A 21,684-nucleotide genomic window follows, 5' to 3' on the forward strand; every position below is an offset into this window, starting at 1 on the left:
GTTAATACAACGCCTTTACTAAGCGATAAATCACTGGTTGGATTAACCGTTAACGTTGCACTATTCTGTTCATTAATACATACATTATCAGGGTGCGTTACAATTACATTATATATATTCCCACTAAGGCTTGTTGTAGGATTTGTAATAGTTAAGGTAGCACCATTAAATCCTGTATAAACTCCACCATCTGTAGTACCATCAATATTAGTTCCATTTCTTTGCCATTGATAAATTATAGCTCCAGAAACGTTTGTCGCAGGAGGAATTGTATAATTTGGTGTCCCTGTAACAAAAGTAGTTGTAGATTCGGCAGTTGCAGTTACACTAAATGTAGCCGTTTCTCCAGCATTTACCGTTTCATTTCCAGGAGTAGTTGTCACCGTCAATTGTGTCGCAACAACCTCATTACCAGTCACTCCATTATAACCACCGGTACCACCGGTTACTAGACCATTTCCATCAAAACCTGTACCATCTAAAACACCATCTTCTGGAGTTGTATCAACTCCACCTGATTCTATGACATCATCACAACCATCATTATCACTATCCAAGTCCTGTCCATTAGGATCGCCATCTCCATCAACATCCATATTACAAGAAGGCGTTAATTCTAAATTAAATTGAAAACTACCTACAAAACCTAAATTAGTATACCTAATTTCTAAATCATCTCCTTTAGTAACATTAAAACTAAAAGAATCGTTTGGAGAATCTGAAGCTCCACAACAAAAAGAAGCAAAAACTTCTCTGGTTCCATTAATAAAAAGCTCGAATACATCATCAACACTAAATCCAGTGCTTCCAAAGGTTAGCACTCCATCTATATCAGCTTCACGTTTGAATATCGTTTGGTAATAAGGCTGAAAACCTACATCATTTATATTTGTTCCTACATAACTTGGAGGAACTAAACCTGTACTCGTATTTGTATCAAAAACTCCTGGCGAAGTCTCAGCATAAGATCCTGATTCATTAAAGCTTAAAGAATTTCCACCTAAAAAAGCCTCTCCAACAAAAGTAGGTGTACCCACAGAACCATTAAGTGTACTGTTCTGATTACTATTTCCAAAAGTAGAACCTACAATTGCAAAATGCCCACTATAATACTCTGTATCCCAATACCCCATACCAAAATTACCATCCTCTACTCCATCCGGACTTCCTATAAGAACAGTACTGACATAACATTCATTCTCATCTAGTATTCCATCATTATCATCATCCAAATCTGTCCAATCCGGTTCTCCATCCATATCCGTATCTACTGCGGATCCATTAATGGTAATTATAAGATTAGCTCCATCAGTATTCGATAAAGCATCCCTTAAAGTGTACGGAATCGTATCAGTTAGTGTTTGTCCTACCAATAAGTTTGCTACTGCTGGATTTGTTTTATCTACCGTATAAACATATGTACCATCGGGATTAACAGTAATAAAACCATAAGTCGTAGCAACTGTCGTTGGCCCTACTACTGGAGTTCCATTAATTGTTATTACAGTTACCCCATTATCTCCTTGCCAAAAAATATCCGAAATACCTGCTATTTGTGCACCTGGATCTGCAGCGGTTGCATCTGGGCCGTAATTATATGATAACACTAATTGATCTATAGGGCCATCAAATGCTACATTGATATTACCTGTAGCATCAGCCTCTATTGCAGTACCTGTACCATAATATGTATCACCTCCTGCATCCACTATTCCACCAGTTATCGTATTCGTAAAATTTACAGGTGTACCATTTAAAAAACCGTGAATGGTAATTTGATCTTGCCAAGTTGTACCCTGAGAATAATCTATATCCACCACTAAAAATCCAAGGTTAAAAACTTCTTGATCAAAATCAATAGTTATAGAGGTATCTGTATTTGGGTTTGTGGCAGGATCTATATTAAACAATAAATATCCTGTATGACCTCCATTAGTAGCTGTATTCTGAGAAGTAAGATTACTAATAGTTCCTATATTATCTGGATCCGCCTCTGTGAAATTTAGTGTAATACCATCAATTGTTCTTGATAAACCATTTACTTCTTGTCCATTTGTAAATTGACTTTCCCAAACTAACATAGATAATGGTCTATCTAATAAGTCTTGACCATTTACACCATCCCCCTCAATAAGGTTACTAGTTGCCGTATTAGAAACGCAAACAGTCACACTATTAGTATCATCGACTGCTGTTGGAGGATCATCAACACCATTAATGGTAATCGTTAAAATACCATAATCAAAATTTCCTTCTAGATCTTCTACGGTATATGCAACAATATCATCTAAACTAGTCCCATTCACTAATCCAGCGACTGCCGGATTGGCTGTATTTACTGTATAAGAATACGATCCGTTGGACTGAATTATAAAAGTTCCATAAAGGGTATTATAACTCGTGCCAACTTCTGATGGAAATACATTTACCTCTGATACTGATAACACCTCTCCTGGTGTATTATCTACATCATTCGTTAACACATTTCCTGTAACAGCTGTCATAGAATTAGCTGCAATGCTGTTATTATCATCAAAAGCTTCTGGTAATCTTGTTACATTAATTATAGTCTGAGATGAAGAGGAACCTCCTGTTGAATCATTTAATGTAATGTCTATCGTTCTCGTTCCTTCGGTATACGGATCTGTTAAATCTCCGTAAAATATAACTTGAATAAAATCTTCAAAAACGTTATTAGGAATAGGATCATTGGTAGTTTCTGTAATGGTAAAGGTAGTCCCCGTTCGGGATACCTGTAAAACAATACCTCCTCCTCTATCATAAGTGAAGGTATTAGGAGGATTTGCAAAAAAATACAAATCAAAACCTGCTCCATTATTTATTGCCAGTAATTCAGCTGGATCTACAGTTCCACTAACGGTTATCGTAGCACTAGATAAAGTACCTGTATCCGAAGTAATTGCAACATTTCCTCTAGAAATAGCAAAAACATTACCTGTTGTTGGCTCTAAATTATATTCATAATTGTTACCAGCAGTAAACTCATCTAAATCCAATGTAGGAGGATCCGATGGTGATCTCGAAGAAAATGACCTACTTGAAAATACTGGTAATGATTCTGTCTTAAACTCTACTTTTGGTCTTCTTAGCAATAAATCATTACCCTTCAATCTATTTTCTTGGTCCTGCGGATAAAAATTCTGATATGCTTCAACTTTTGTGATTGATAATTCCTTCTGAGAAAAAAGACCCGTAGGATTGATAAAACAAACAAAATATAAAACAGATAAAAAGAATTTGAGTTTTTTGGATTTTTTATATCCCAATTTAACCTTTGTATTATCCTTATCTAAAAAGATTAATCGATTAATAATAGTTTTATTATTGATTTTTTGCATCAGTACACCTTAGATTTTAATATTTTCTTAAAACAATTTCAGTTAATAGTAAATACAAACAGTTGATTATTCTTTACTATTAATAAGCTTAGGATTTATATATGAAGTACCTACTTACATATATAGTCCTAGAGGAGTACTTAACCATTTAATTGCTTTTCCTTTTTTTAAACTTAGAAAAAACCACTTTAGAAAATTTTTGTTTATCGATAAAACAGTGGTTATCATTAGTCGAAAAGCATTTTTGTACAGATCAAGTACTTTAAAGTTTATTATATAAATATGGGTACAGAGTAGGTTTACTTGAGAATTCCTAATACGAGGTAGAAAAGCATTAGGAAGTAATTGAAAAAAATAAAATACTTTATTTAGTAATTTGTTTTGAAAAAAGAATTCCCAACATATATTCAGTAGATTCTTAGTATTTCTTTTTTTTAGAAATCTAACCAGTTTCAAAAATCTTTTTATAAAAAAAGAGTAAAAGTCACTTAACCAGAAAATCATAGTTACATATACATGTAATGATAGTTTATTCCTTAAAGTAATTATTTTCATACACACCTATTATTATGAGTTTATTACTTTTAATTAATCAACTGATAAAGCCATATTAACATTAAATAACATAGATCAAATTTTAATTAAAAACGTACAAAAAAAGACAACGATTATTTTAAAAAAAAAACAATAAAAACATTTTAAAAACACTTAAAAAAAGACAAGTGTTAAAATGTTAAAAATTGCCATAAATCAACGTGTTAAAAATTAACATAAAACTCAATAACATTGATATCAAACAACAAAAAAACATCAATATAATTTTTAACATTTTAAATTTACTTATATTAATCTGATTATCAACAAATAATAACCTCAAAATATCTACTTAAAAACCGTAATAATAAAACAAGATTAAGTTCTAAAACAAAATAACAAAACACATTAAAGAGATATTTCCCTTTAAAAAATACATAAATTATTCACACAAATTCCCCGTTAAATAAAAAAATAATCAAAAATTTAATTTTAAAAAATATGGGGAATATTACATCTTAAAAACAATTTGTAACAAAAGTCTAATTAATGAGTAACCAATACCAGTTTACAATGAAGCTCAAACTTTAATAAATATTTATACTGTATTAGTTTTAACCATTACTTTCAATAAAAAAAACCCTCCGATCAAGGAAGGTTTTACTATTGTTTATATGTCATAATGTTGTCTAAGTCATTATTCTCCGGTAATACATGTGCATTGACCTGTAAAGATGTTTCCTTGAACAGTTCCTGGACAATAATCACTACAACTACTCATAACATAATCACCACCGTGAACTGTTTTTTGTGCATTTTTACTTAATACAGTTACACCGATAACACTTTTTAGATTTTTCATAATTAAATAATTTTAGGTTTATATTAAAGGATATGGGGTATATTGATTACTCTCCTGTAATACAAGTGCACTGTCCGGTAAAAATATTACCCTGCACTGTTCCTGGGCAATAGTCGCTACAGCTAGCCATAACATAATCCCCTCCATGAACAGTTTTTTGTGCTTTTTTACTTAAAACACTCACACCCTGTAAACTTGATAACTTTTTCATAATTAAAATAAATTTGATTTTTCTGTAAACATTTTACGACACTTACAGATTATGTCGAAAATCCATATTATGATATTCTTCTAAAAAACATCATACATCTTATGATTTCAGAAAAAGGAACTATAAAAAGAAAGTTTGTGTGAAGTATTAAAGCACATTATTAATACGTTGCTAATCTACTGAAAATCAAATATAAATACATTGTCGCCATTACGGCTTTACCTCAATTAACAACAGAATTAACGCTAATCAAGAAAAATAGATTACAGATCATAAAAAAAAGTTAATTTTATTCAAAATTAAGGGAAAAATCCCCTGTATAAAAATTAGATTATTCCATTTTTTTTATGTTTAACTTGGTGGTATTACAATATTTTACTCTCTATCAATATATTACCAAATAAAAAAAGGATAGCAAATAGCTATCCTTCTTATCATATTAGTTTAAAAAAGTGTTTTATATCCTATACAAAACCTCTTTTACGTGCTTCTTCTAATAATTTTTGATCATCTGCCTTTGCAATAGAAAACATTTCTTTTATCTGATTCTTACGCTTCTCAATTGCACTCAATGACAAACTTACGTAATTAGGTAAATTCTTTGTTTTTACACCTCTAGACAAATGATATAAAATCTTTAGGTTTTTCTCATCTAACGAGAAGTTATTAGTCATCATTTTTCTAAAATGATTATTCACCGTAGCGCTATAATAAGGAGTACCACTTACTATATTATTAAAAGCCAATAATAACTCACTAGAAGTAAGATCACTTTTTATTAAAAATCCTGATGGATTTATATTCTTTAATATATTATGAATCCTATGATCTTCTCTATGCATGGTAAGAATAATAATCTTAGCCTTAGGTAATAATTCTTTTGCATGTTTTGCTAAATCCTCTCCGGATGTAATTTTCCCATCAGAAGAAGGTGGTAATTTAATGTCCACAAAAAGCATATCATAAGGAGTCGTCTTAGAAGATTTTAGAATATTATCATATGCATCATCACAATTGGATGCGATATCTATTTTAATCTGATATTCTTTTTGATTTTCTCCTAATAAGGTGTTCTTGTATCCCTCAATAATCATTGGATGATCATCAATCATAAGAACTTTTAACTTTTTCTTCATCTTTAAAATTTTGTGTGTCAGTTGTTATCCTATCGGTTCTATATAGTAGTAACTATAGTTATCACCTATTATTATATGGAAAACCGGATCAGACAACTTTTTACATTAATTAAATTGGTATACCAACAGATACTTTTGTACCTGAATCCTGATTACTTATAAAATCTACTACACCATCCATTTGAGTAACTCTAGATGTAATATTTTTTAAACCAATTCCCCTTTTGACCTTACTGCTTTTGAATCCTATTCCATCATCTAAAATAGTAAGATTTATTTTATCATCCACATAATCGAAGTTTATTTTTACGCTTTTTGCACGAGCGTGCTTAAATATATTCTGCAAAGACTCTTGTATAATACGGAACAGATTTACTTTTTTCTGATCATCTACCGTCTCCCAATCTATGTTTTCATCATTAGCAAATGCAAAATCCATTTTATGTACCGTACATAAATCACTCACCAAACTCTCTACTACATCCACATAAGCAATATCAGGTGATAAGGTTTCTGTACCAAGATCATGGGAGATCAATCTAATTTCTCGTTCTATGGATTTTAACTCGTCTATATATTTATTTCTGGCATCTGTAAATCCATCATTAGCTCGCTGATTGATCCCATCCAGACTTAATCGTACACCAAACAATCTACCCAACACACCATCATGCAACTCCTCGGACATACGATGTTGTTCTAATTTACGTCCTTCTTCTAATTTTAATTGCTGACTAAGTAGTAAACGATAAATCTCTTGATTGGATTGTTGCTGATTTTGCTCGAATAATAACTCTTTATTACTCTGCTGCTGTTTAAAAATTACATATCCCAATAAGGATAATATAGACAAACCTAGAATAGCAAAAATTAAATATTGATTTTCTCGACTTATAGCCGCGATCTCTTCTTTATTTTTCTCACTTTCGAACTGAATTCTTGCAAATTTGTTATTGTAAGAACGTTCTTCCTTCACCAAACTATCACTTAGCTTTATATGATTTCGAGCATATTTTATACCTTCTTCACTATCAGAAACCTCTGTTAGCAATTGATACGATTGAAGGAGTTCTACATTATTATTTACTAAAGGAGCCGCTTCTTTAACCTTTAATGCATATATCCTAGCAAGGCTATCGATTCCTTTATGCTGATAAAACTCTGCTAAATGTAAATTATTTGTAGAAAGCCCGACAATATCATCTACACTATCTCGAATTTTTAAAGATTTATTAAACAACTCCAAGATGCTATCATTATCTTTATTTAGTAAAAATTTAGCATACGTCAAATTATCTAAGTATCTAGCATATCTCTTTGGTCTTTTATCAAGAAAACTTTTGTAGGATAACGCTTTTTTATAATATTCTATTGCTTTTTTATAGTCCTTTTGAGATTTATAAACGGTACCTATATTATTATAACAAATTACGGCATAAAGTGTTTCCTTAGGAGTATTCTTAGCACTTTCAATTGCTTTCTCAGAATAAAACACAGCATCATCATAACGGTCCATATGCTTAGCAACAATACCCAAATTATTATAAGATAATGGTAAATAAGCAAGGTTGCCGGATAGTTCAAATTTCCTAATTGCTTGAGTTGTTAAATCTTCACTTTCACCATAATCCTTTACTTTTCTTGTTAATTTTGCCAAGTCAAGTAAAATTAAACCATGATCAAATGCTTGTTCCGCTACATTGGAAGAATTACTGTTTTCTAGACTTGTATATATCTTGTCAGCTTTATTGAAATTTATATATGCACTATCTAAAATTGTATTCCTGTAAAAAACTCCATAATTAACATAAGCCCTAGCAATACCAATAGAATCATTTATTGAAACCGCAAGATCTAACATTTCATCTGTAACATTTTTTGATTTATTATAAATTTCTAATCTTCTATAGATTGAGGAAATTTCACCATATTTTTTTCTTTTATAAAAACTATCTTCAAGACCTATCGCTAGATTGTAAGCGTTGTTGGCATTAAGTTTTCTATCTTTATTTGATATTTCATTATCATTTGCTTTGGCAATATACTCTTCTATTAAATTTGTTTTTAATTTTACCTCATCATTATCATCAATAACCATATTATCACATCCCATTAAAAAAATGAAAAATAAAAAGAACATACTTACGACAACGCTATTCGAAGAAAACTTAGTCATTCTAACGTAATTTTATTAGCTCAATAATCAAACTTACTATACTTTAAATAAATATACAAAAATAAAAAAGAGCCTATTAATAGACTCTTCATTTATTTTTATGTGTTTACCCTTTTAATTTCCATGGTCGATTTCTTCATCATCCTCCTCACCTGCTAAAGTTTCGAATTCTACCTCATCAATTCCTACTTCTTCATTAATACTGTCTGACTCACAAGCGATGAACATTGAACTTACGAATAATACTGCGAATATAGTTTTTATAGCTTTCATAACGGTTTATCTTTTATAATTATATTTTATTCTGGTTTGTAATTATTTGTTATTAAAATTTTTCCTTTTCAAGACTTTTTTTGCCCTGCTCGAATGGACTTTCGTTCACTCTAATTTTTGTTGTTAAGGATTTCGCTGGCCAGCTAATACTTAGATTTCTCTTTGTATATCCTTTTAGTAAATGTGTAATAGGTTGATAACCTTAATTGTACACTACAAATGTAGGGAGATTGCCCCCTCGCGCCTAATATATTAAGGTGTGTTTAGTAGATGGATACCTCTAGGAAGTAGATGGGTAGATTACACGAGTGGATGAACCGATTTTAAAAAACACTTAAAAGTGTAGGAAATAGATTACCTATTCAGTTCCGGTAAATAAACCATAAAAAAAGCTTAAAAAAAACAAAAATCAGATAAAACGAAGTATCGTGTCTTTTTACAAATTAAACCGTCTTGACCACTGAAAGATAAAGAGTTATATATTTTCCCCGAATTTCCACAAAAAAATTCCCTTGAACACATGTAAGTATTTAGCTTCAAAATAAATCGAAAAAATCCCCACTTCCCAAAAACCGTACAGCAAGAAATAAATACTAGATAGTAGCGGGAATTTTTTTATCCAAAAAAATAAACCTCTACATATATAATAACTTTTCAGAAACATGAAACTAAAAAGACAAAGTGACACAAAATCTATTCTGAAAACAAGGGAATTCTACAACCACAAAATTTACTTTTTTACTATAAACAAGTAAAATTATCAATCAAAACAAAAATAATCCAGACAGAAAATTCCTCCTTTATTATTACTAAATTCTATTAAAAACAAAAAAACCTCCCCGAATTGGGAGGTTTTCTAGACCTGCGTTTTATTATACAAATGATATTGTGTGATATATTATCAAATAAAACAATTTGGCTGTCATCATACACATTTACTAGATACTTATAAATAACATCCTAATCATTATCAGTCTCTTAGTGCTTTTTCCTACACATATAAGAAACTATTTTTTGCTAGTGTATCCTTTATCTCTTCTACGTTTGTCTTATAGGATTTAGAAAAAGGAATCATATCACTGGTGTTCTTAATAGCACATTTTGCTTTACCAAAATGTATCCTAGATACATATTTAGTATTGATTATATAACTATTATGGATGCGAACAAAATGATCTGGTAATAGATTCTGAAAGTGCTTAAGCGTCTTAAAAGCTTCTACCTTATTACCACTGCTCATCATAAAATCCGTAGTATTATTATCCGCTTTTAGATATAATACTTCGTCAATATTAACAAAGCGATAATCTCCATAAGACTTAAAGCACAGCGTATTATCCAACACTTCATCAAAGTCCTTCTCGAACCTTAATAAGGTTTTAATAAGATCACTTTTGCTTAGAGGTTTTAGAATATAATCCAGCACACTATTACGTATACCTTCTATAGCATACTCGGTAGTTTTAGTCATAATGATAAACTCAGGCAAGTTTGTCATATACTTAGTTAGTTCTGACAATAAATTATACTGTGTTTTGGACGATTGAACTCCCGGAACTTCCGGTTCAAGAAAAACCAATCTAGGTTTTCTTTCTAAAATTAAGTCCAACGCTTCTTGCTCATTTTTAGCAATTCCGGTACAGATATAATCATTGTGATCTTCTAATGCGATCTGAATTGTGCGTGCAGAATTCTGATCATTATCAATAATGATGTAAGGGTATTTCATGAGGTAAACAATTAAAGGTTAGCGTTGGTTATTAAATACTGTCAGTATTCAAAAAAAAATTGTACACATTTACTGACTACAAGTTATGTTTTTTAATAATATCAAGGTTACGGTAAAACCACAATATTAATACGGAGCCGTACTATTAACGGGGTTTAAGGGGATTTCTTTGATCGAAATATATTGCATGTTATCGGTTTATGGGGTTTAGATTCTCTAAACGAAAAAAGAAAAGAATTAGTATATATGACCTAAAAAAAGTGAAATTAACCTAGAAAACACAGGATAAACCAATGTTTTGCACAATTACTAGTAATCAAACATTTACAGTTTACATCTAATTTTTATAAATCATTCTATCCATGAATTCTATTATTTTATTTAGAAACAGATCTACTAATTAAAATATTTTAAATAGTTTTAGAAAAACAAATTCTAATGAAAAACGTAGTTGTGCTCACGGGCGCAGGAATTAGTGCAGAAAGTGGTATTAATACCTTTAGAGATGCTAATGGATTATGGGAAGGTCATGATATTATGGAAGTCGCCTCCCCAATCGGATGGAATAACAACCCCAAATTAGTATTAGAGTTCTATAACAAAAGACGAAGTCAGTTACCAACCGTAAGTCCTAACCAAGGGCATCTAACACTAGTAGAACTAGAGAAAACACATAAAGTTACGATTGTAACACAAAATGTAGATGATCTCCATGAACGTGCAGGAAGTAGTAATGTGGTACACCTACACGGAGAACTCTTAAAAGTCCGAAGTCAATTTGATGAGAATCTAGTTTTAGATTGGAAAACAGATCTTAATCTTGGTGACTTATGTGAACATAATTCTCAGTTACGACCACACATTGTATGGTTCGGAGAAGAGGTACCTATGCTGGATAAGGCTATAAAAATTACAGAACAAGCAGATATTCTTATTATTATAGGAACTTCTATGCAAGTATACCCGGCCGCTAGTTTGGTACAATTTGCTCCTACGGATACACCTATATATTTTATAGATCCTAAACCTGCTATTTCTCCAAAAGAAAATCTAACCATATTAGCAGAAAAAGCTACAATTGGGGTTCCGCAGGTAGTACAGGAATTAGTTGGGTAATTGACATACGGATATTAAAAGAATTAAAAATTAATGATCAACCTAGAAGAGGAAATTAGAGGAACCAACCACTCTAGAGAAAAACGAAATCATTTTGCCAACCTAATTTTGCAAAATCCTGAGCTACTACCTCAACTTATCGAAATCTGCAATCAAGTGGATGATGAGATCTCGTGTAGAGCTTCGTGGGGATTAGAGTTTTTATGTAAAAAAAAGTTAGAAGCTATTTTACCTTATATAGATGCCTTTGTAGAACTCATACCTAAAGTTCATCAAGATCCTGCAGTACGCCCCATGGCAAAAATATGTGAATACCTAATACTCTCCTACTATAAAGAAAAACTACCTGTAGTTCGGGAAATGGTCTCAACATTACATTTAGAAAAAATAACAGAAACCTGTTTTGATTGGCTCATTTCTGATCAAAAAGTAGCTCCTAAGGCTTATTCTATGACCAGTTTATATCTTCTGGGAACGGAGTTCGATTGGATACACCCAGAACTAAAGATTACATTAGAAAACAACTACCATAGTGGCAGTGCTGCTTATAAAGCTCGATCCCGAATGATTTTAAAAAAGATATAGAGAATTAATATAAATCATAATTTCTATCTATATAATTATGAAATTCATATAAATCTTCAATTTTAATCTTTGATATGTAGACAATCAAAAAATCGTTCTTTGTACTTCGTTATTCCTTATTAAATAAATTATCTTTGCACCTTTCAAAAAATCAACGTTATGTCATTATCTCCTCTGCAAGCTATTTCGCCAATTGATGGTCGTTATGCTTCTAAAACACAATCATTAAGCACATATTTTAGCGAAGAAGCCTTAATAAAGTATCGTGTATTGGTAGAAATAGAATACTTTATTGCTTTATGTGAGATTCCATTACCGCAATTAAAAGATATTGATGCAGCAATTTTTGAAAAACTAAGAAAAATCTACACAGAATTTTCTACTGAAGATGCTCAAGCAATAAAGGACATAGAAAAAGTTACCAACCACGATGTAAAAGCGGTTGAATATTTTATAAAAGAAAAGTTTGACATTCTAGGTTTACAGGAATATAAAGAGTTTATACATTTTGGTTTAACATCTCAGGATATTAATAACACTGCCATACCATTAAGCATTAAAGAATCAATCGGCGATGTGTATATCCCTCAATATTTAGAATTATTAGCTAAACTAAAATCATTAGTAGAAGAATGGTCTGATGTCTCTATGTTAGCGCGTACACATGGGCAACCTGCCTCTCCTACTCGTTTAGGAAAAGAGTTTCAGGTATACGTAACTAGATTAGAAGCTCAATTTGATTTATTAAATGATATTCCTAGTGCTGCTAAATTTGGTGGTGCTACAGGTAACTACAATGCTCACAAAGTTGCATATCCTTCGATTGATTGGAAAGATTTTGGAACTCGTTTTGTACAAGAAAAACTAGGATTACATCACTCTTTCCCTACAACACAGATCGAGCATTATGATCATATGGCAGCTTTATTTGATGGATTAAAACGTATTAATACCATTATACTAGATTTGGATCGTGATGTATGGACGTACGTGTCTATGGATTATTTTAAACAAAAAATCAAGAAAGGCGAAGTTGGATCTTCTGCTATGCCGCATAAAGTAAACCCTATTGATTTTGAAAATAGCGAAGGAAACATTGGTATTGCTAATGCATTATTCGAGCATTTATCTGCCAAACTACCAGTTAGTAGATTACAACGAGATCTAACAGACAGTACTGTACTAAGAAATGTAGGTGTTCCTTTTGGGCATACATTAATTGCTTTTCAGGCTACTCTAAAAGGGTTAAACAAGTTATTGCTTAACAAAGAAAAGTTTGCTCAAGATCTTGAGAATAATTGGGCTGTAGTTGCAGAGGCTATTCAGACAATCCTAAGAAGAGAAGGATATCCAAATCCGTACGAAGCATTAAAAGGACTTACAAGAACGAATGCTGCAATAAATCAAAATTCTATTTCAGAATTTATAGAGACGCTTGAGGTTTCTGATACTATAAAAACAGAACTAAAAGCCATCACTCCATCTAATTATACAGGAATATAGCTCATTAGAATTATCAAATAAAGTCAAACAAAAAAGCTTCGACCCTATAAGTCGAAGCTTTTTTTGTTATATATAGACAACTATTAATCGATTTTTACATCTCCTAAAATATCTTTTATAGCACCGATATCCACATCTCCTTTATCAATTGCATTCATCAGTTTTGCTACGTTTCCTGGTTTCATATCATCACCTAACACTCTCACTAAAGCCAAACCTCGATCTCCATTAGATGCAAACACAATCATCTCATCAATATTATCTTCTTCTCCCTGAAACTTTAACACTGCTTTGGTTCCATTAGAACCAAACCGCATTAAGGTTTCATATTTATTAGCTTCTAGTATTGTATTGATTTTTGCTTTTTCTTCTTCGTATCTTGTTTTTGTTCCTTCTTTAAGAGGTAGTGCTAAAAAATTAACTTTTTTGATACTTTCTAGCGCTTCTCTCTCGTCATCAGAAAGATTTACTTTTTTAGTTCTAGCATCTAGTAGACTTGTTGCTAGGTCTACTGCAACAAAATCTGCATCACCTTGATGATCCACAAAATACCTTTGGAGTGATGTTTCACTGTTACAACTTATAAATAGCATCCCGAAGACTACTAACGTTAGTTTTATTATATTTTTCATTTTAATTGGTTTTTATTCGTACTAGCCGAACAGGTTGATTTGATTGATGATAAGCTTCCTTAGGTATTTCTACCTAAAGAAGCTTGGGTGTAACTTAAACTAAAATATAAGCTTAATTTTTCTTATTCACTTTCTTAAGTTCTTCTCCTCCAGGAACATTTAAATGATCTGCAATTTTAGAAACTTGCCTTAGGTCAATATCTCCAGTAATAGTCATTACTACTGTATTAGGGCCTCCATCATTTTCCATTCCTTCTAAAAACATAAACAATTCTGTAACGTAATTATCATTTTTACCAGGCTTAGAGTAAAACTTTACGTTTTTTCCATCGCTTTTAAAACGCATTAATTCATCTAATGAAGTACTCTTAAGATACTTTTGCACATCTGCTTTCATCTTCTGACCTATTTCATTTTTTTCGGTAACAAAGATTTTAATGTTTTCAATATTTTCTACTAGGTTTACATAATCTTTGATTTCAGGATCATTACTTTCTAGATCCATCTTACTTAATAACTTAAACATTTTACTAGTTACTACAATAGATGACACATCGTTCATGTCTTCGTATTTATCAAAATTGCTTTGTGCAATAGAAATATATGGTACAAATGCTACTAATAGTATGATTACAAACTTTTTCATAATTAATTCATTTTAAGATATTCCTTTGTTATAGGAATAATATTCGTTTTTATTTTATTAATTTATTTTTGGCTGTTTCGAACTCGTTTAAATACACTAATTCTTTTTTAGCTGTATCGAACTCGTTCAGGTAGACCAAATCCTTTTTGCCCTCATTCATTAAACTAGCTACCAAATCAAGGGCTTCTTTGGTTTTTTGCAATGCTAATTCAGGATCATCATAGGTACCATATACACCTTCTGGATCAACTCCTGCAGGAATATCTTTTATAAACAGCCCCACAATCAAGGCTATTGATGCAGCTACACCTATCCAGGTATACCAGGGTACTCTACTTGTATTAGTATTTAAACTAATTTCAGAACTAGCAGTTACTTGACTTTCTTCAGAAAAAAACTGAAACAAATCTTTATATTTCTCCAAATGTGACGGCACGCTTTCTCCGGTAAAATAAACCTTTAATTCTTTTTCTTCAGAAAGTGTCGTTTCTCCTTCAAAATACTTATCCAGTAGTTTTTCTAGTTTAGCCAACTCCATAATTGTGTTTTTTTAATAATTCTTCTCTTATTATTTTTCTTCCTCTTGATAATGCTACTCTAACCGCTGTTTCATTCATCTCTAACATTTCGGCAATTTCTGCATTATTGTATTGTTCTATATCTCTTAGCTGGATTATCATACGTTGTTGTTCTGGTAATCCATCCATAATTTTACCTACCCAATCTAGACTATCCTTAGCCTCTACTTGTCGTTGTAATGAGGGACGTTCATCTTTATAATTACTATGTACAATTTTTAAGTTTCCACTTTCTTTTGCCTTCAACTTATCATAGCAATAGTTCTTAGTCATTGTCATCGCAAATGCTTCTACATTTTTATACTCAGCCATTTTTGTTTTATTCCTCCATAGCTTTAGTAATATTTCTTGCGTAGCATCTTCTGCTTCTTCATTACTCACCAACAATCTTTTAGCCAACCTGTACAGCTTGTCTTTAAAACCATTGGTAAGCGATATAAATGCTCTTTCCTTCATATTGTGTTGGTTGGTTGTTACAAAACTAACTTGTTAGCTTTATATAAGGGAGACGACTATACATATAATTTGTTACACATTTTTTTAAAATTATAATAAAGTCCCTATTTTTAGGGTTATATAAAACAAAAAAAGTTTATGAAATTGCTAAAATATTTTACTGCGCTTCTTTTCTTAGGAAGTATAGTTACCGGTTGTTTTGATGATAATGATGATGTAATACAACCTTCTTCTGATCTCGACATTAAAGATTTTATAAGAAGAGGAATGAATGTATGGTATCTATATAAGGAAGATGTCCCAGATTTAGCAGATGATCGCTTTTCTTCTAATGGAGAATACACCGATTTCTTAAACTCTTTTAATTCTCCAGAATCATTTTTTGATCACTTAGTTGCAGATCAAGATGAATTTAGTTGGATTGTTAGTGATTATATTGCATTAGAACAATTGTTAGATGGCATTACATTAAACAATGGAATGGAATTCGGATTAGTTCGATACCCAAATGAACCAACACAAGTTTTTGGATACGTTCGTTATGTATTACCCGAAACAGATGCTGAAGCTAAAGGAATAAAAAGAGGAGATATCTTTAATACTATCGATGGAACTCAAATCACAGATTCAAATACAACCACCTTACTATCTCCTGAGTCATACACTATTGGTTTAGCAACTTTTGATGGAACTAACATTACACCAACAGGAGAATCTGTTTCTCTAACAAAAACGCAGTATACAGAAAACCCAGTTTTTTTAGCTAAAACTTTAAATGTGGGAGGAAACCCTGTTGGATATCTAATGTATAATGGGTTTAGATCTAATTTTGAAGCAGAACTTAATAATGCTTTTGGTCAATTTAAATCTGATGGTGTTACTGATTTTATATTAGATCTACGATATAATGGTGGAGGTGATACAGAAACCACTAAGGACTTAGCTAGTATGATTACAGGACAATTTAATGGCGAAGTTTTTACTACAGAAGAGTGGAATTCTGATAGACAACCACAATTTGGGGACACCAATCGTTTTGACAATCAGATAAGAAATGGAGATGGAATCAATAGTCTTAACCTTAGTAGAGTATACATCCTAACCACGAATAGATCGGCTTCTGCGAGTGAACTAATAATAAATGGTTTAGACCCTTATATTACAGTAACTCAAATAGGAGATGTAACTAGAGGTAAGTTCCAAGCATCAACTACCATTTATGATTCTGATAATTATTTTAGATCCGGAACAAATCTGAATCTTGGTCATACTTATGCGATGCAACCTTTGATTTTAAAAACTATCAACTCCGTTGGTTTTACGGATTATTTTAATGGATTTACTCCCGAAATAAGTAATCCAGAGGACTATAGTAACCTGGGAGTACTTGGAGATCCTGATGAACCACTTCTTAATGCTGCTATTAACGCTATCTTGGGTAATCGAAGCAACATACAGAACAAAAATATTGAGTTTAGCGAATTGGGAGACAGTAATATGCATCAACCTGACTACGAAAGAATGTATAAAACCTTTGATAAGTAAAGATTAAAACAAACCAAATACTAACAAAAAAGTTCCCAGGCGTTTATGTCTGGGAACTTTTTTATATTTAAAAATGCAAGTTTTAAAACTTCAGGTTAAATCCAATTCGAGCATTTCTACCTCTCGTACTAAAACCAAATATCTCTTGATACTCTTCATTAGTAACATTATTCATAGCTGCATAAATACTAAGATTATCCATTAATTGATGACTTATATAGAAATCTAAAATTCCGTAACCATCTAACTCTACCGGATCTGAAGCAAAAGTCACTGGATTAAAAAAAGTATCATTTCTTTTACTATTCATTTGATAACTTACCGATGTAAATGTTTTAGAGCTTAATTGATATCCAATAGTCGCTTGTATAGTATTCTCAGGAATACGAATATTATTTTCTAACTTATCAATATTAGTATACGTAAAATTAGCATTAATAGATAATTTATCTTCTAAGAACTGTGCGTTTGCCTCGACCTCTACACCATTTACTTCAATATCTTCGGTAGAATTCAAATTCACAAAAGTGGTAGGATCAAAAGTGATAAAATTTTCAGATGTTCTATCAAAATACACAACACTTATCGTTGCCTTTTTCTGATGAGAAAATTCAATTCCGGCCTCTATAGTAGTGCTTTCCTCTGGTTCTAAATCAGGATTTCCACTAAAAAAAGCTGTATCATACAACTGAAATAACGATGGTGTAATATAAGCTGTACTATAAGAAGCTAACCCTTTTACATAATTTCCTCCAAAAGTATATGTATAAGAAGGGTTGATACTATACACCATATGATTTCCATAGGCACTATGGATATTTAAACGTGCTCCGGCATTAATATTAAGACCAAATTTAGAAGCATATACCAAATTTACATATGGATCAATAATATCAAAATCAGCTTCATTATCATTGATTGTCTGTTCAAAATCATCACTTCCAAATGGAATACTAAAAAGATTAAAATCACTATAAGAACCATTAGCACCTATTACAGTATATAATGTATTATTAAAGTTATATTTATTATAAGCATCAAAAGTATATATCTTACCTTCATATTTAGAAGGAAAACTAGAGTTAAACTCTCTTTCTACCAATGCATAACTATCTACAAAAGTAAAACTTCCATTTGGGTATTTAGCTTCCCAAAAGCTACCACCTCTTAATTGCCTACTATTAAACTGATTATTAGCATCAAATCCTGCTCCTCCATCAAAATCTGTTTTATACTGATCTAAGTTTCCAAAAAAGTGAAACTTAAAATTCTTACTCCATTGATAACCAACTTTTGCATACACATTAAATTTATTATAAGCGTCACTATCAAAAGTATTTCCGCTAGTAGATTCAAGAGGATCTTCTGCAGCTGATAAACCATCAGTAGATTGATGAGAAAGACTACCTAAATAACTTACTTTACCAATCGTTCCATTGATTGAAGCAAAGTTTACAAATTCGTTTATATCATAATCTTGATCATCTTGTGATTGGTTTGTACCGATACTAGAAGAAAATTGTGCAGCAATAGCATCTTTACTTTCCGACTTTGTAGTAATATTAATTACTGCAGCCGCCGCCCCGGATCCATATAAGGTACTAGAAGCTCCTTTTAAAATTTCTATAGACTCAATTTGACTTGTTGATAATAATCTTAAATCAAAGTCTCCCGCAGATGTAGTAGGATCACTTACCGTAACACCATCAATTCTAATCACAACTTGACGATTTCGTCCACCACGAACATACACTCCTAATGGTTCTCCTGCTGCGTTATTACTTCCATTAACAAAAACTCCTGCTACTCTGTTTAATACCGTAGCAACTGATTGACCTTGGCTGCGCTCAAGTTCCTCTGAGCTAATTTTAGTAATTACCTTACCGCTTTGTTCTCTCTTTAATTTAAATTTCGAATCAGAAATTACCACTTCATCTAATTCGTTTACCTTTTCTTCTTGGTTTACTTCTTGCGCTGAAATAACCTGAGCTCCTAACATAATTAGCGTAGCCCCAAAAAACACTTTTTTGTTCATTTCCTAAATGACTTAATTTTACAATTACCGGAAAAAAGTATGCAGTTTACCCATACCTAAACTTCTATCCCGAAAGTTTGACATATCGAATTTAGGCAGGTCTCCTGGCTTACGTCTTATTGTTTACCTTCCCATTCCGAAAATGTCGAAACAGTGGTTATAAAGAAATAACAATAAGCGCCTACTACGTTACTGAAATAACAATCAGTCTCGATTTGGCAAAGTTTACAGTTGCGGGAACAGCTCAGGATTCATTCATTATAGATTTATAATTTATTCACCTGATTCCCTTTTAATTCTTAACACTTGAAAGTGTCTTAAAACCAAAATTCTGCGCGAATGTATCATATTTCTTCGAAAATGTGTTCTCTTTAATAAATAAATTAGTAATACTAGTATATTTACACTCTTAAAAACCACAAATGTTGTATTACGTAACAGGAGGAGAACGCTCAGGCAAAAGTAGTTATGCCCAAAATCTCGCATTAGAACTCTCGGATAATCCCACATATTTAGCGACTTCTAGAATTTGGGATGGAAACCATAGAGCACGTATTGATAGACATATTGCTGATCGGGATGAAAGATGGGATTCTATTGAAGAAGAAAAAGAATTATCAAAAGTTATCAAAAATAATACAACAGTGGTTATTGATTGCGTAACTCTATGGCTTACTAATTTCTTTGTTGATACTAAAAATGACATTGAACTTTCTTTATCACAAGCAAAAGGAGAGTTTGATAAACTTTTAAAAATTAACGCTACCATTATCATAATATCCAATGAAATTGGAATGGGAGTCCACGCCTCGACAGAGATTGGTAGAAAATTTACAGAGTTACAAGGTTGGATGAATCAACATATAGCAGAACACGCTGATCAAGCAATACTAATGGTATCAGGAATACCTGTAAAAATAAAATAAATGAATTTCGAAATTTCTCCATTAGATAAGTCTTTAGAAAACGCAATACAACATAAAATTAATCTAAAAACTAAACCCGTTGGGTCCTTAGGCAAGCTTGAAAAAATAGCATTGCAAATAGGATTAATACAGCATAAAACAAATCCACAATTAAAACATCCAACAATTCTTGTTTTTGTTGGAGATCACGGAATCGCAGAAAAAGGTGAGGTAAATCCTTACCCGCAAATAGTTACGAAGCAAATGGTGTATAATTTTCTTAATGGTGGTGCAGCGATCAATTCATTTTGCATCCAAAATAAGATACATCTAGAAATTATTGATGCAGGAGTAAATCATGATTTTGATAATGTTCCGGGGCTAATTGATGCCAAAATAGCGTATGGAACTAAAAACTATGAAATAGAACCAGCAATGACAATAGATCAATGTAATAATGCTATTGCTAAAGCGTCTCGTATCGTTTTGAACACATTTCAAAACGGGTGTAATGTAATAGGTTTTGGTGAGATGGGAATTGGTAATTCTTCTGCAGCTGCATTATTGATGTCTCATTTTACAAAGATCCCAATTATGGAGTGTGTCGGTGCAGGAACTGGAGTTCAAGGAGACGCTATTAAAACAAAAAAAAGGATTTTAAAAACTGTTTTTGAAAAGCACAATCCCAATTCTCCTATAGAAGCACTCACTACTTTTGGAGGTTTCGAAATTGCCATGATTACTGGAGCAATACTTAAAGCTGCAGAATTGAAAATGACCATTCTTATAGATGGTTTTATCGTAACTGCTGCCCTATTGGCCGCTAATGCAATTAATAAAAACGTATTGGACTATTGTATTTTTGCACATTCATCCGAGGAACAAGGGCATCAAAAAATATTAAACTTTCTAGAAAAAACACCTTTATTAAATCTAGGAATGCGATTAGGCGAAGGTACTGGTGCAGCGGTTGCATACCCCATTTTAGAATCTGCGGTATCATTCCTAAATAATATGGCTAGTTTTGAAGAAGCAGAAGTTACTACAAACGAATAAAACCTACTTCTAAATGAAAAAAGGAGTCTTATCCATATTGATCGCTACAATTGGTTTTTTCTTTACATATAAATATCATACGTTAATGTATGAAATACAAAATAGTCTTATCACTGGAAAGGAAATAAATTTCCTTTTTATTAATGATCTAGCATCATTTAGAAAATTATTTAAAATAGTTATCATAAGCATCTCATTATTAAGTTTTTATTTAGGAATTGTGAGTGTTTTAAAGAAAAGTAAAATTGGAATAGTAGGTATAATACTAGCTAGTATATTATTCATCTCCGTCTTTATAAATTTCTGAAAGTATTTTATTTAAAACTATTTTACAAACATCAATATTC

Annotated in this window: 18 protein-coding genes and 1 riboswitch; of the genes, 7 read left to right on the forward strand and 11 right to left on the reverse strand. The window is 31.7% G+C overall.

The features are described 5' to 3' along the window. The 6 genes from J8L88_RS20465 to J8L88_RS20490 all read right to left on the reverse strand — a co-directional run. Positions 1–3,359 (reverse strand): S-layer family protein (locus tag J8L88_RS20465; RefSeq protein WP_211061707.1); only part of this gene is annotated, 3,359 nt, incomplete at its 3' end. A gap of 1,231 nt (positions 3,360–4,590) precedes the next feature. Then, the gene (locus J8L88_RS20470; RefSeq protein ID WP_155839703.1) at positions 4,591–4,755 is read right to left on the reverse strand and encodes a hypothetical protein; all 165 of its coding nucleotides are present in this window, start codon (positions 4,753–4,755) and stop codon (positions 4,591–4,593) included. Between the two features lie 46 nt (positions 4,756–4,801). Beyond that, positions 4,802–4,966 carry a hypothetical protein gene (locus J8L88_RS20475; RefSeq protein ID WP_211061708.1) on the reverse strand — a complete coding sequence of 55 codons (165 nt, stop codon included), beginning with the start codon at positions 4,964–4,966 and terminating at the stop codon, positions 4,802–4,804. A gap of 464 nt (positions 4,967–5,430) precedes the next feature. Further along, entirely contained in the window at positions 5,431–6,102 is a 672-nt protein-coding gene (locus J8L88_RS20480) for a response regulator (RefSeq protein ID WP_027393808.1), read from the reverse strand. A gap of 109 nt (positions 6,103–6,211) precedes the next feature. After that, on the reverse strand, positions 6,212–8,278 hold the full coding sequence (locus J8L88_RS20485) for a tetratricopeptide repeat protein (protein WP_211061709.1): 2,067 nt from the start codon (positions 8,276–8,278) through the stop codon (positions 6,212–6,214). 1,264 nt (positions 8,279–9,542) lie between these two features. Beyond that, complete coding sequence (locus tag J8L88_RS20490; protein WP_027393810.1) at positions 9,543–10,280, reverse strand: LytTR family DNA-binding domain-containing protein; 738 nt, start codon at positions 10,278–10,280, stop codon at positions 9,543–9,545. A 438-nt stretch (positions 10,281–10,718) separates the two neighbouring features. Between J8L88_RS20490 and J8L88_RS20495 the strand changes: the two genes are divergently transcribed. The 3 genes from J8L88_RS20495 (at position 10,719) to purB (ending at position 13,484) form a co-directional block, all read left to right on the forward strand. Next, positions 10,719–11,396 (forward strand): NAD-dependent deacylase, encoded by a 678-nt coding sequence (locus tag J8L88_RS20495; protein ID WP_211061710.1) that lies wholly within the window; start codon positions 10,719–10,721, stop codon positions 11,394–11,396. A gap of 33 nt (positions 11,397–11,429) precedes the next feature. Beyond that, positions 11,430–11,981, forward strand: coding sequence for an adenylosuccinate lyase (locus J8L88_RS20500; protein WP_211061711.1), 552 nt, complete (start codon positions 11,430–11,432; stop codon positions 11,979–11,981). A gap of 159 nt (positions 11,982–12,140) precedes the next feature. Further along, a complete protein-coding gene (gene purB / locus J8L88_RS20505) occupies positions 12,141–13,484 on the forward strand; it encodes an adenylosuccinate lyase (protein ID WP_027393813.1) in 1,344 nt (447 codons plus the stop codon). Positions 13,485–13,567: 83 nt separating this feature from the next. On the opposite strand, the gene J8L88_RS20510 is transcribed toward purB, so the two are convergent. The 4 genes from J8L88_RS20510 to J8L88_RS20525 form a co-directional block, all read right to left on the reverse strand. Next, positions 13,568–14,116 carry a DUF4252 domain-containing protein gene (locus tag J8L88_RS20510; RefSeq protein ID WP_027393814.1) on the reverse strand — a complete coding sequence of 183 codons (549 nt, stop codon included), beginning with the start codon at positions 14,114–14,116 and terminating at the stop codon, positions 13,568–13,570. A 112-nt stretch (positions 14,117–14,228) separates the two neighbouring features. Beyond that, entirely contained in the window at positions 14,229–14,762 is a 534-nt protein-coding gene (locus J8L88_RS20515) for a DUF4252 domain-containing protein (RefSeq protein ID WP_027393815.1), read from the reverse strand. A 49-nt stretch (positions 14,763–14,811) separates the two neighbouring features. Beyond that, positions 14,812–15,300 carry a hypothetical protein gene (locus J8L88_RS20520; protein WP_051336180.1) on the reverse strand — a complete coding sequence of 163 codons (489 nt, stop codon included), beginning with the start codon at positions 15,298–15,300 and terminating at the stop codon, positions 14,812–14,814. After that, positions 15,287–15,796, reverse strand: a complete 510-nt coding sequence (locus tag J8L88_RS20525; RefSeq protein ID WP_027393816.1) for an RNA polymerase sigma factor — start codon at positions 15,794–15,796, stop codon at positions 15,287–15,289. Before J8L88_RS20525 ends, J8L88_RS20520 begins: the two co-directional genes overlap by 14 nt. 138 nt (positions 15,797–15,934) lie before the next feature. Between J8L88_RS20525 and J8L88_RS20530 the strand changes: the two genes are divergently transcribed. Next, entirely contained in the window at positions 15,935–17,341 is a 1,407-nt protein-coding gene (locus J8L88_RS20530; protein WP_211061712.1) for a S41 family peptidase, read from the forward strand. 82 nt (positions 17,342–17,423) lie between these two features. Here J8L88_RS20530 and J8L88_RS20535 read toward each other — a convergent pair whose 3' ends face one another. Beyond that, positions 17,424–19,376, reverse strand: coding sequence for a TonB-dependent siderophore receptor (locus tag J8L88_RS20535; RefSeq protein WP_211061713.1), 1,953 nt, complete (start codon positions 19,374–19,376; stop codon positions 17,424–17,426). Positions 19,377–19,452: 76 nt separating this feature from the next. After that, positions 19,453–19,719, reverse strand: a riboswitch (cobalamin riboswitch). A gap of 79 nt (positions 19,720–19,798) precedes the next feature. On the opposite strand from J8L88_RS20535, the gene J8L88_RS20540 reads away from it, so the two are divergent. The 3 genes from J8L88_RS20540 to J8L88_RS20550 are packed head-to-tail and all read left to right on the forward strand — an operon-like array spanning position 19,799 to position 21,644. Beyond that, positions 19,799–20,302, forward strand: a complete 504-nt coding sequence (locus tag J8L88_RS20540) for a bifunctional adenosylcobinamide kinase/adenosylcobinamide-phosphate guanylyltransferase (RefSeq protein ID WP_211061714.1) — start codon at positions 19,799–19,801, stop codon at positions 20,300–20,302. Next, entirely contained in the window at positions 20,303–21,337 is a 1,035-nt protein-coding gene (cobT, locus tag J8L88_RS20545; protein WP_211061715.1) for a nicotinate-nucleotide--dimethylbenzimidazole phosphoribosyltransferase, read from the forward strand. 13 nt (positions 21,338–21,350) lie between these two features. Continuing rightward, a complete protein-coding gene (locus J8L88_RS20550) occupies positions 21,351–21,644 on the forward strand; it encodes a hypothetical protein (protein WP_211061716.1) in 294 nt (97 codons plus the stop codon). Positions 21,645–21,684: the final 40 nt, after the last annotated feature.

The organism is Aquimarina sp. MMG015 (assembly GCF_018100855.1).
GTDB lineage: Bacteria > Bacteroidota > Bacteroidia > Flavobacteriales > Flavobacteriaceae > Aquimarina > Aquimarina latercula.

What these genes read in the sequence shown, in the direction of transcription:
- J8L88_RS20470 (WP_155839703.1), bottom strand. Translation starts at nt 4,755, where the DNA reads ATGAAAAATCTAAAAAGTGTTATCGGTGTAACTGTATTAAGTAAAAAT.
- J8L88_RS20475 (WP_211061708.1), bottom strand. Translation starts at nt 4,966, where the DNA reads ATGAAAAAGTTATCAAGTTTACAGGGTGTGAGTGTTTTAAGTAAAAAA.
- J8L88_RS20480 (WP_027393808.1), bottom strand. Translation starts at nt 6,102, where the DNA reads ATGAAGAAAAAGTTAAAAGTTCTTATGATTGATGATCATCCAATGATT.
- J8L88_RS20485 (WP_211061709.1), bottom strand. Translation starts at nt 8,278, where the DNA reads ATGACTAAGTTTTCTTCGAATAGCGTTGTCGTAAGTATGTTCTTTTTA.
- J8L88_RS20490 (WP_027393810.1), bottom strand. Translation starts at nt 10,280, where the DNA reads ATGAAATACCCTTACATCATTATTGATAATGATCAGAATTCTGCACGC.
- J8L88_RS20495 (WP_211061710.1), top strand. Translation starts at nt 10,719, where the DNA reads ATGAAAAACGTAGTTGTGCTCACGGGCGCAGGAATTAGTGCAGAAAGT.
- J8L88_RS20500 (WP_211061711.1), top strand. Translation starts at nt 11,430, where the DNA reads ATGATCAACCTAGAAGAGGAAATTAGAGGAACCAACCACTCTAGAGAA.
- purB (WP_027393813.1), top strand. Translation starts at nt 12,141, where the DNA reads ATGTCATTATCTCCTCTGCAAGCTATTTCGCCAATTGATGGTCGTTAT.
- J8L88_RS20510 (WP_027393814.1), bottom strand. Translation starts at nt 14,116, where the DNA reads ATGAAAAATATAATAAAACTAACGTTAGTAGTCTTCGGGATGCTATTT.
- J8L88_RS20515 (WP_027393815.1), bottom strand. Translation starts at nt 14,762, where the DNA reads ATGAAAAAGTTTGTAATCATACTATTAGTAGCATTTGTACCATATATT.
- J8L88_RS20520 (WP_051336180.1), bottom strand. Translation starts at nt 15,300, where the DNA reads ATGGAGTTGGCTAAACTAGAAAAACTACTGGATAAGTATTTTGAAGGA.
- J8L88_RS20525 (WP_027393816.1), bottom strand. Translation starts at nt 15,796, where the DNA reads ATGAAGGAAAGAGCATTTATATCGCTTACCAATGGTTTTAAAGACAAG.
- J8L88_RS20530 (WP_211061712.1), top strand. Translation starts at nt 15,935, where the DNA reads ATGAAATTGCTAAAATATTTTACTGCGCTTCTTTTCTTAGGAAGTATA.
- J8L88_RS20535 (WP_211061713.1), bottom strand. Translation starts at nt 19,376, where the DNA reads ATGAACAAAAAAGTGTTTTTTGGGGCTACGCTAATTATGTTAGGAGCT.
- J8L88_RS20540 (WP_211061714.1), top strand. Translation starts at nt 19,799, where the DNA reads ATGTTGTATTACGTAACAGGAGGAGAACGCTCAGGCAAAAGTAGTTAT.
- cobT (WP_211061715.1), top strand. Translation starts at nt 20,303, where the DNA reads ATGAATTTCGAAATTTCTCCATTAGATAAGTCTTTAGAAAACGCAATA.
- J8L88_RS20550 (WP_211061716.1), top strand. Translation starts at nt 21,351, where the DNA reads ATGAAAAAAGGAGTCTTATCCATATTGATCGCTACAATTGGTTTTTTC.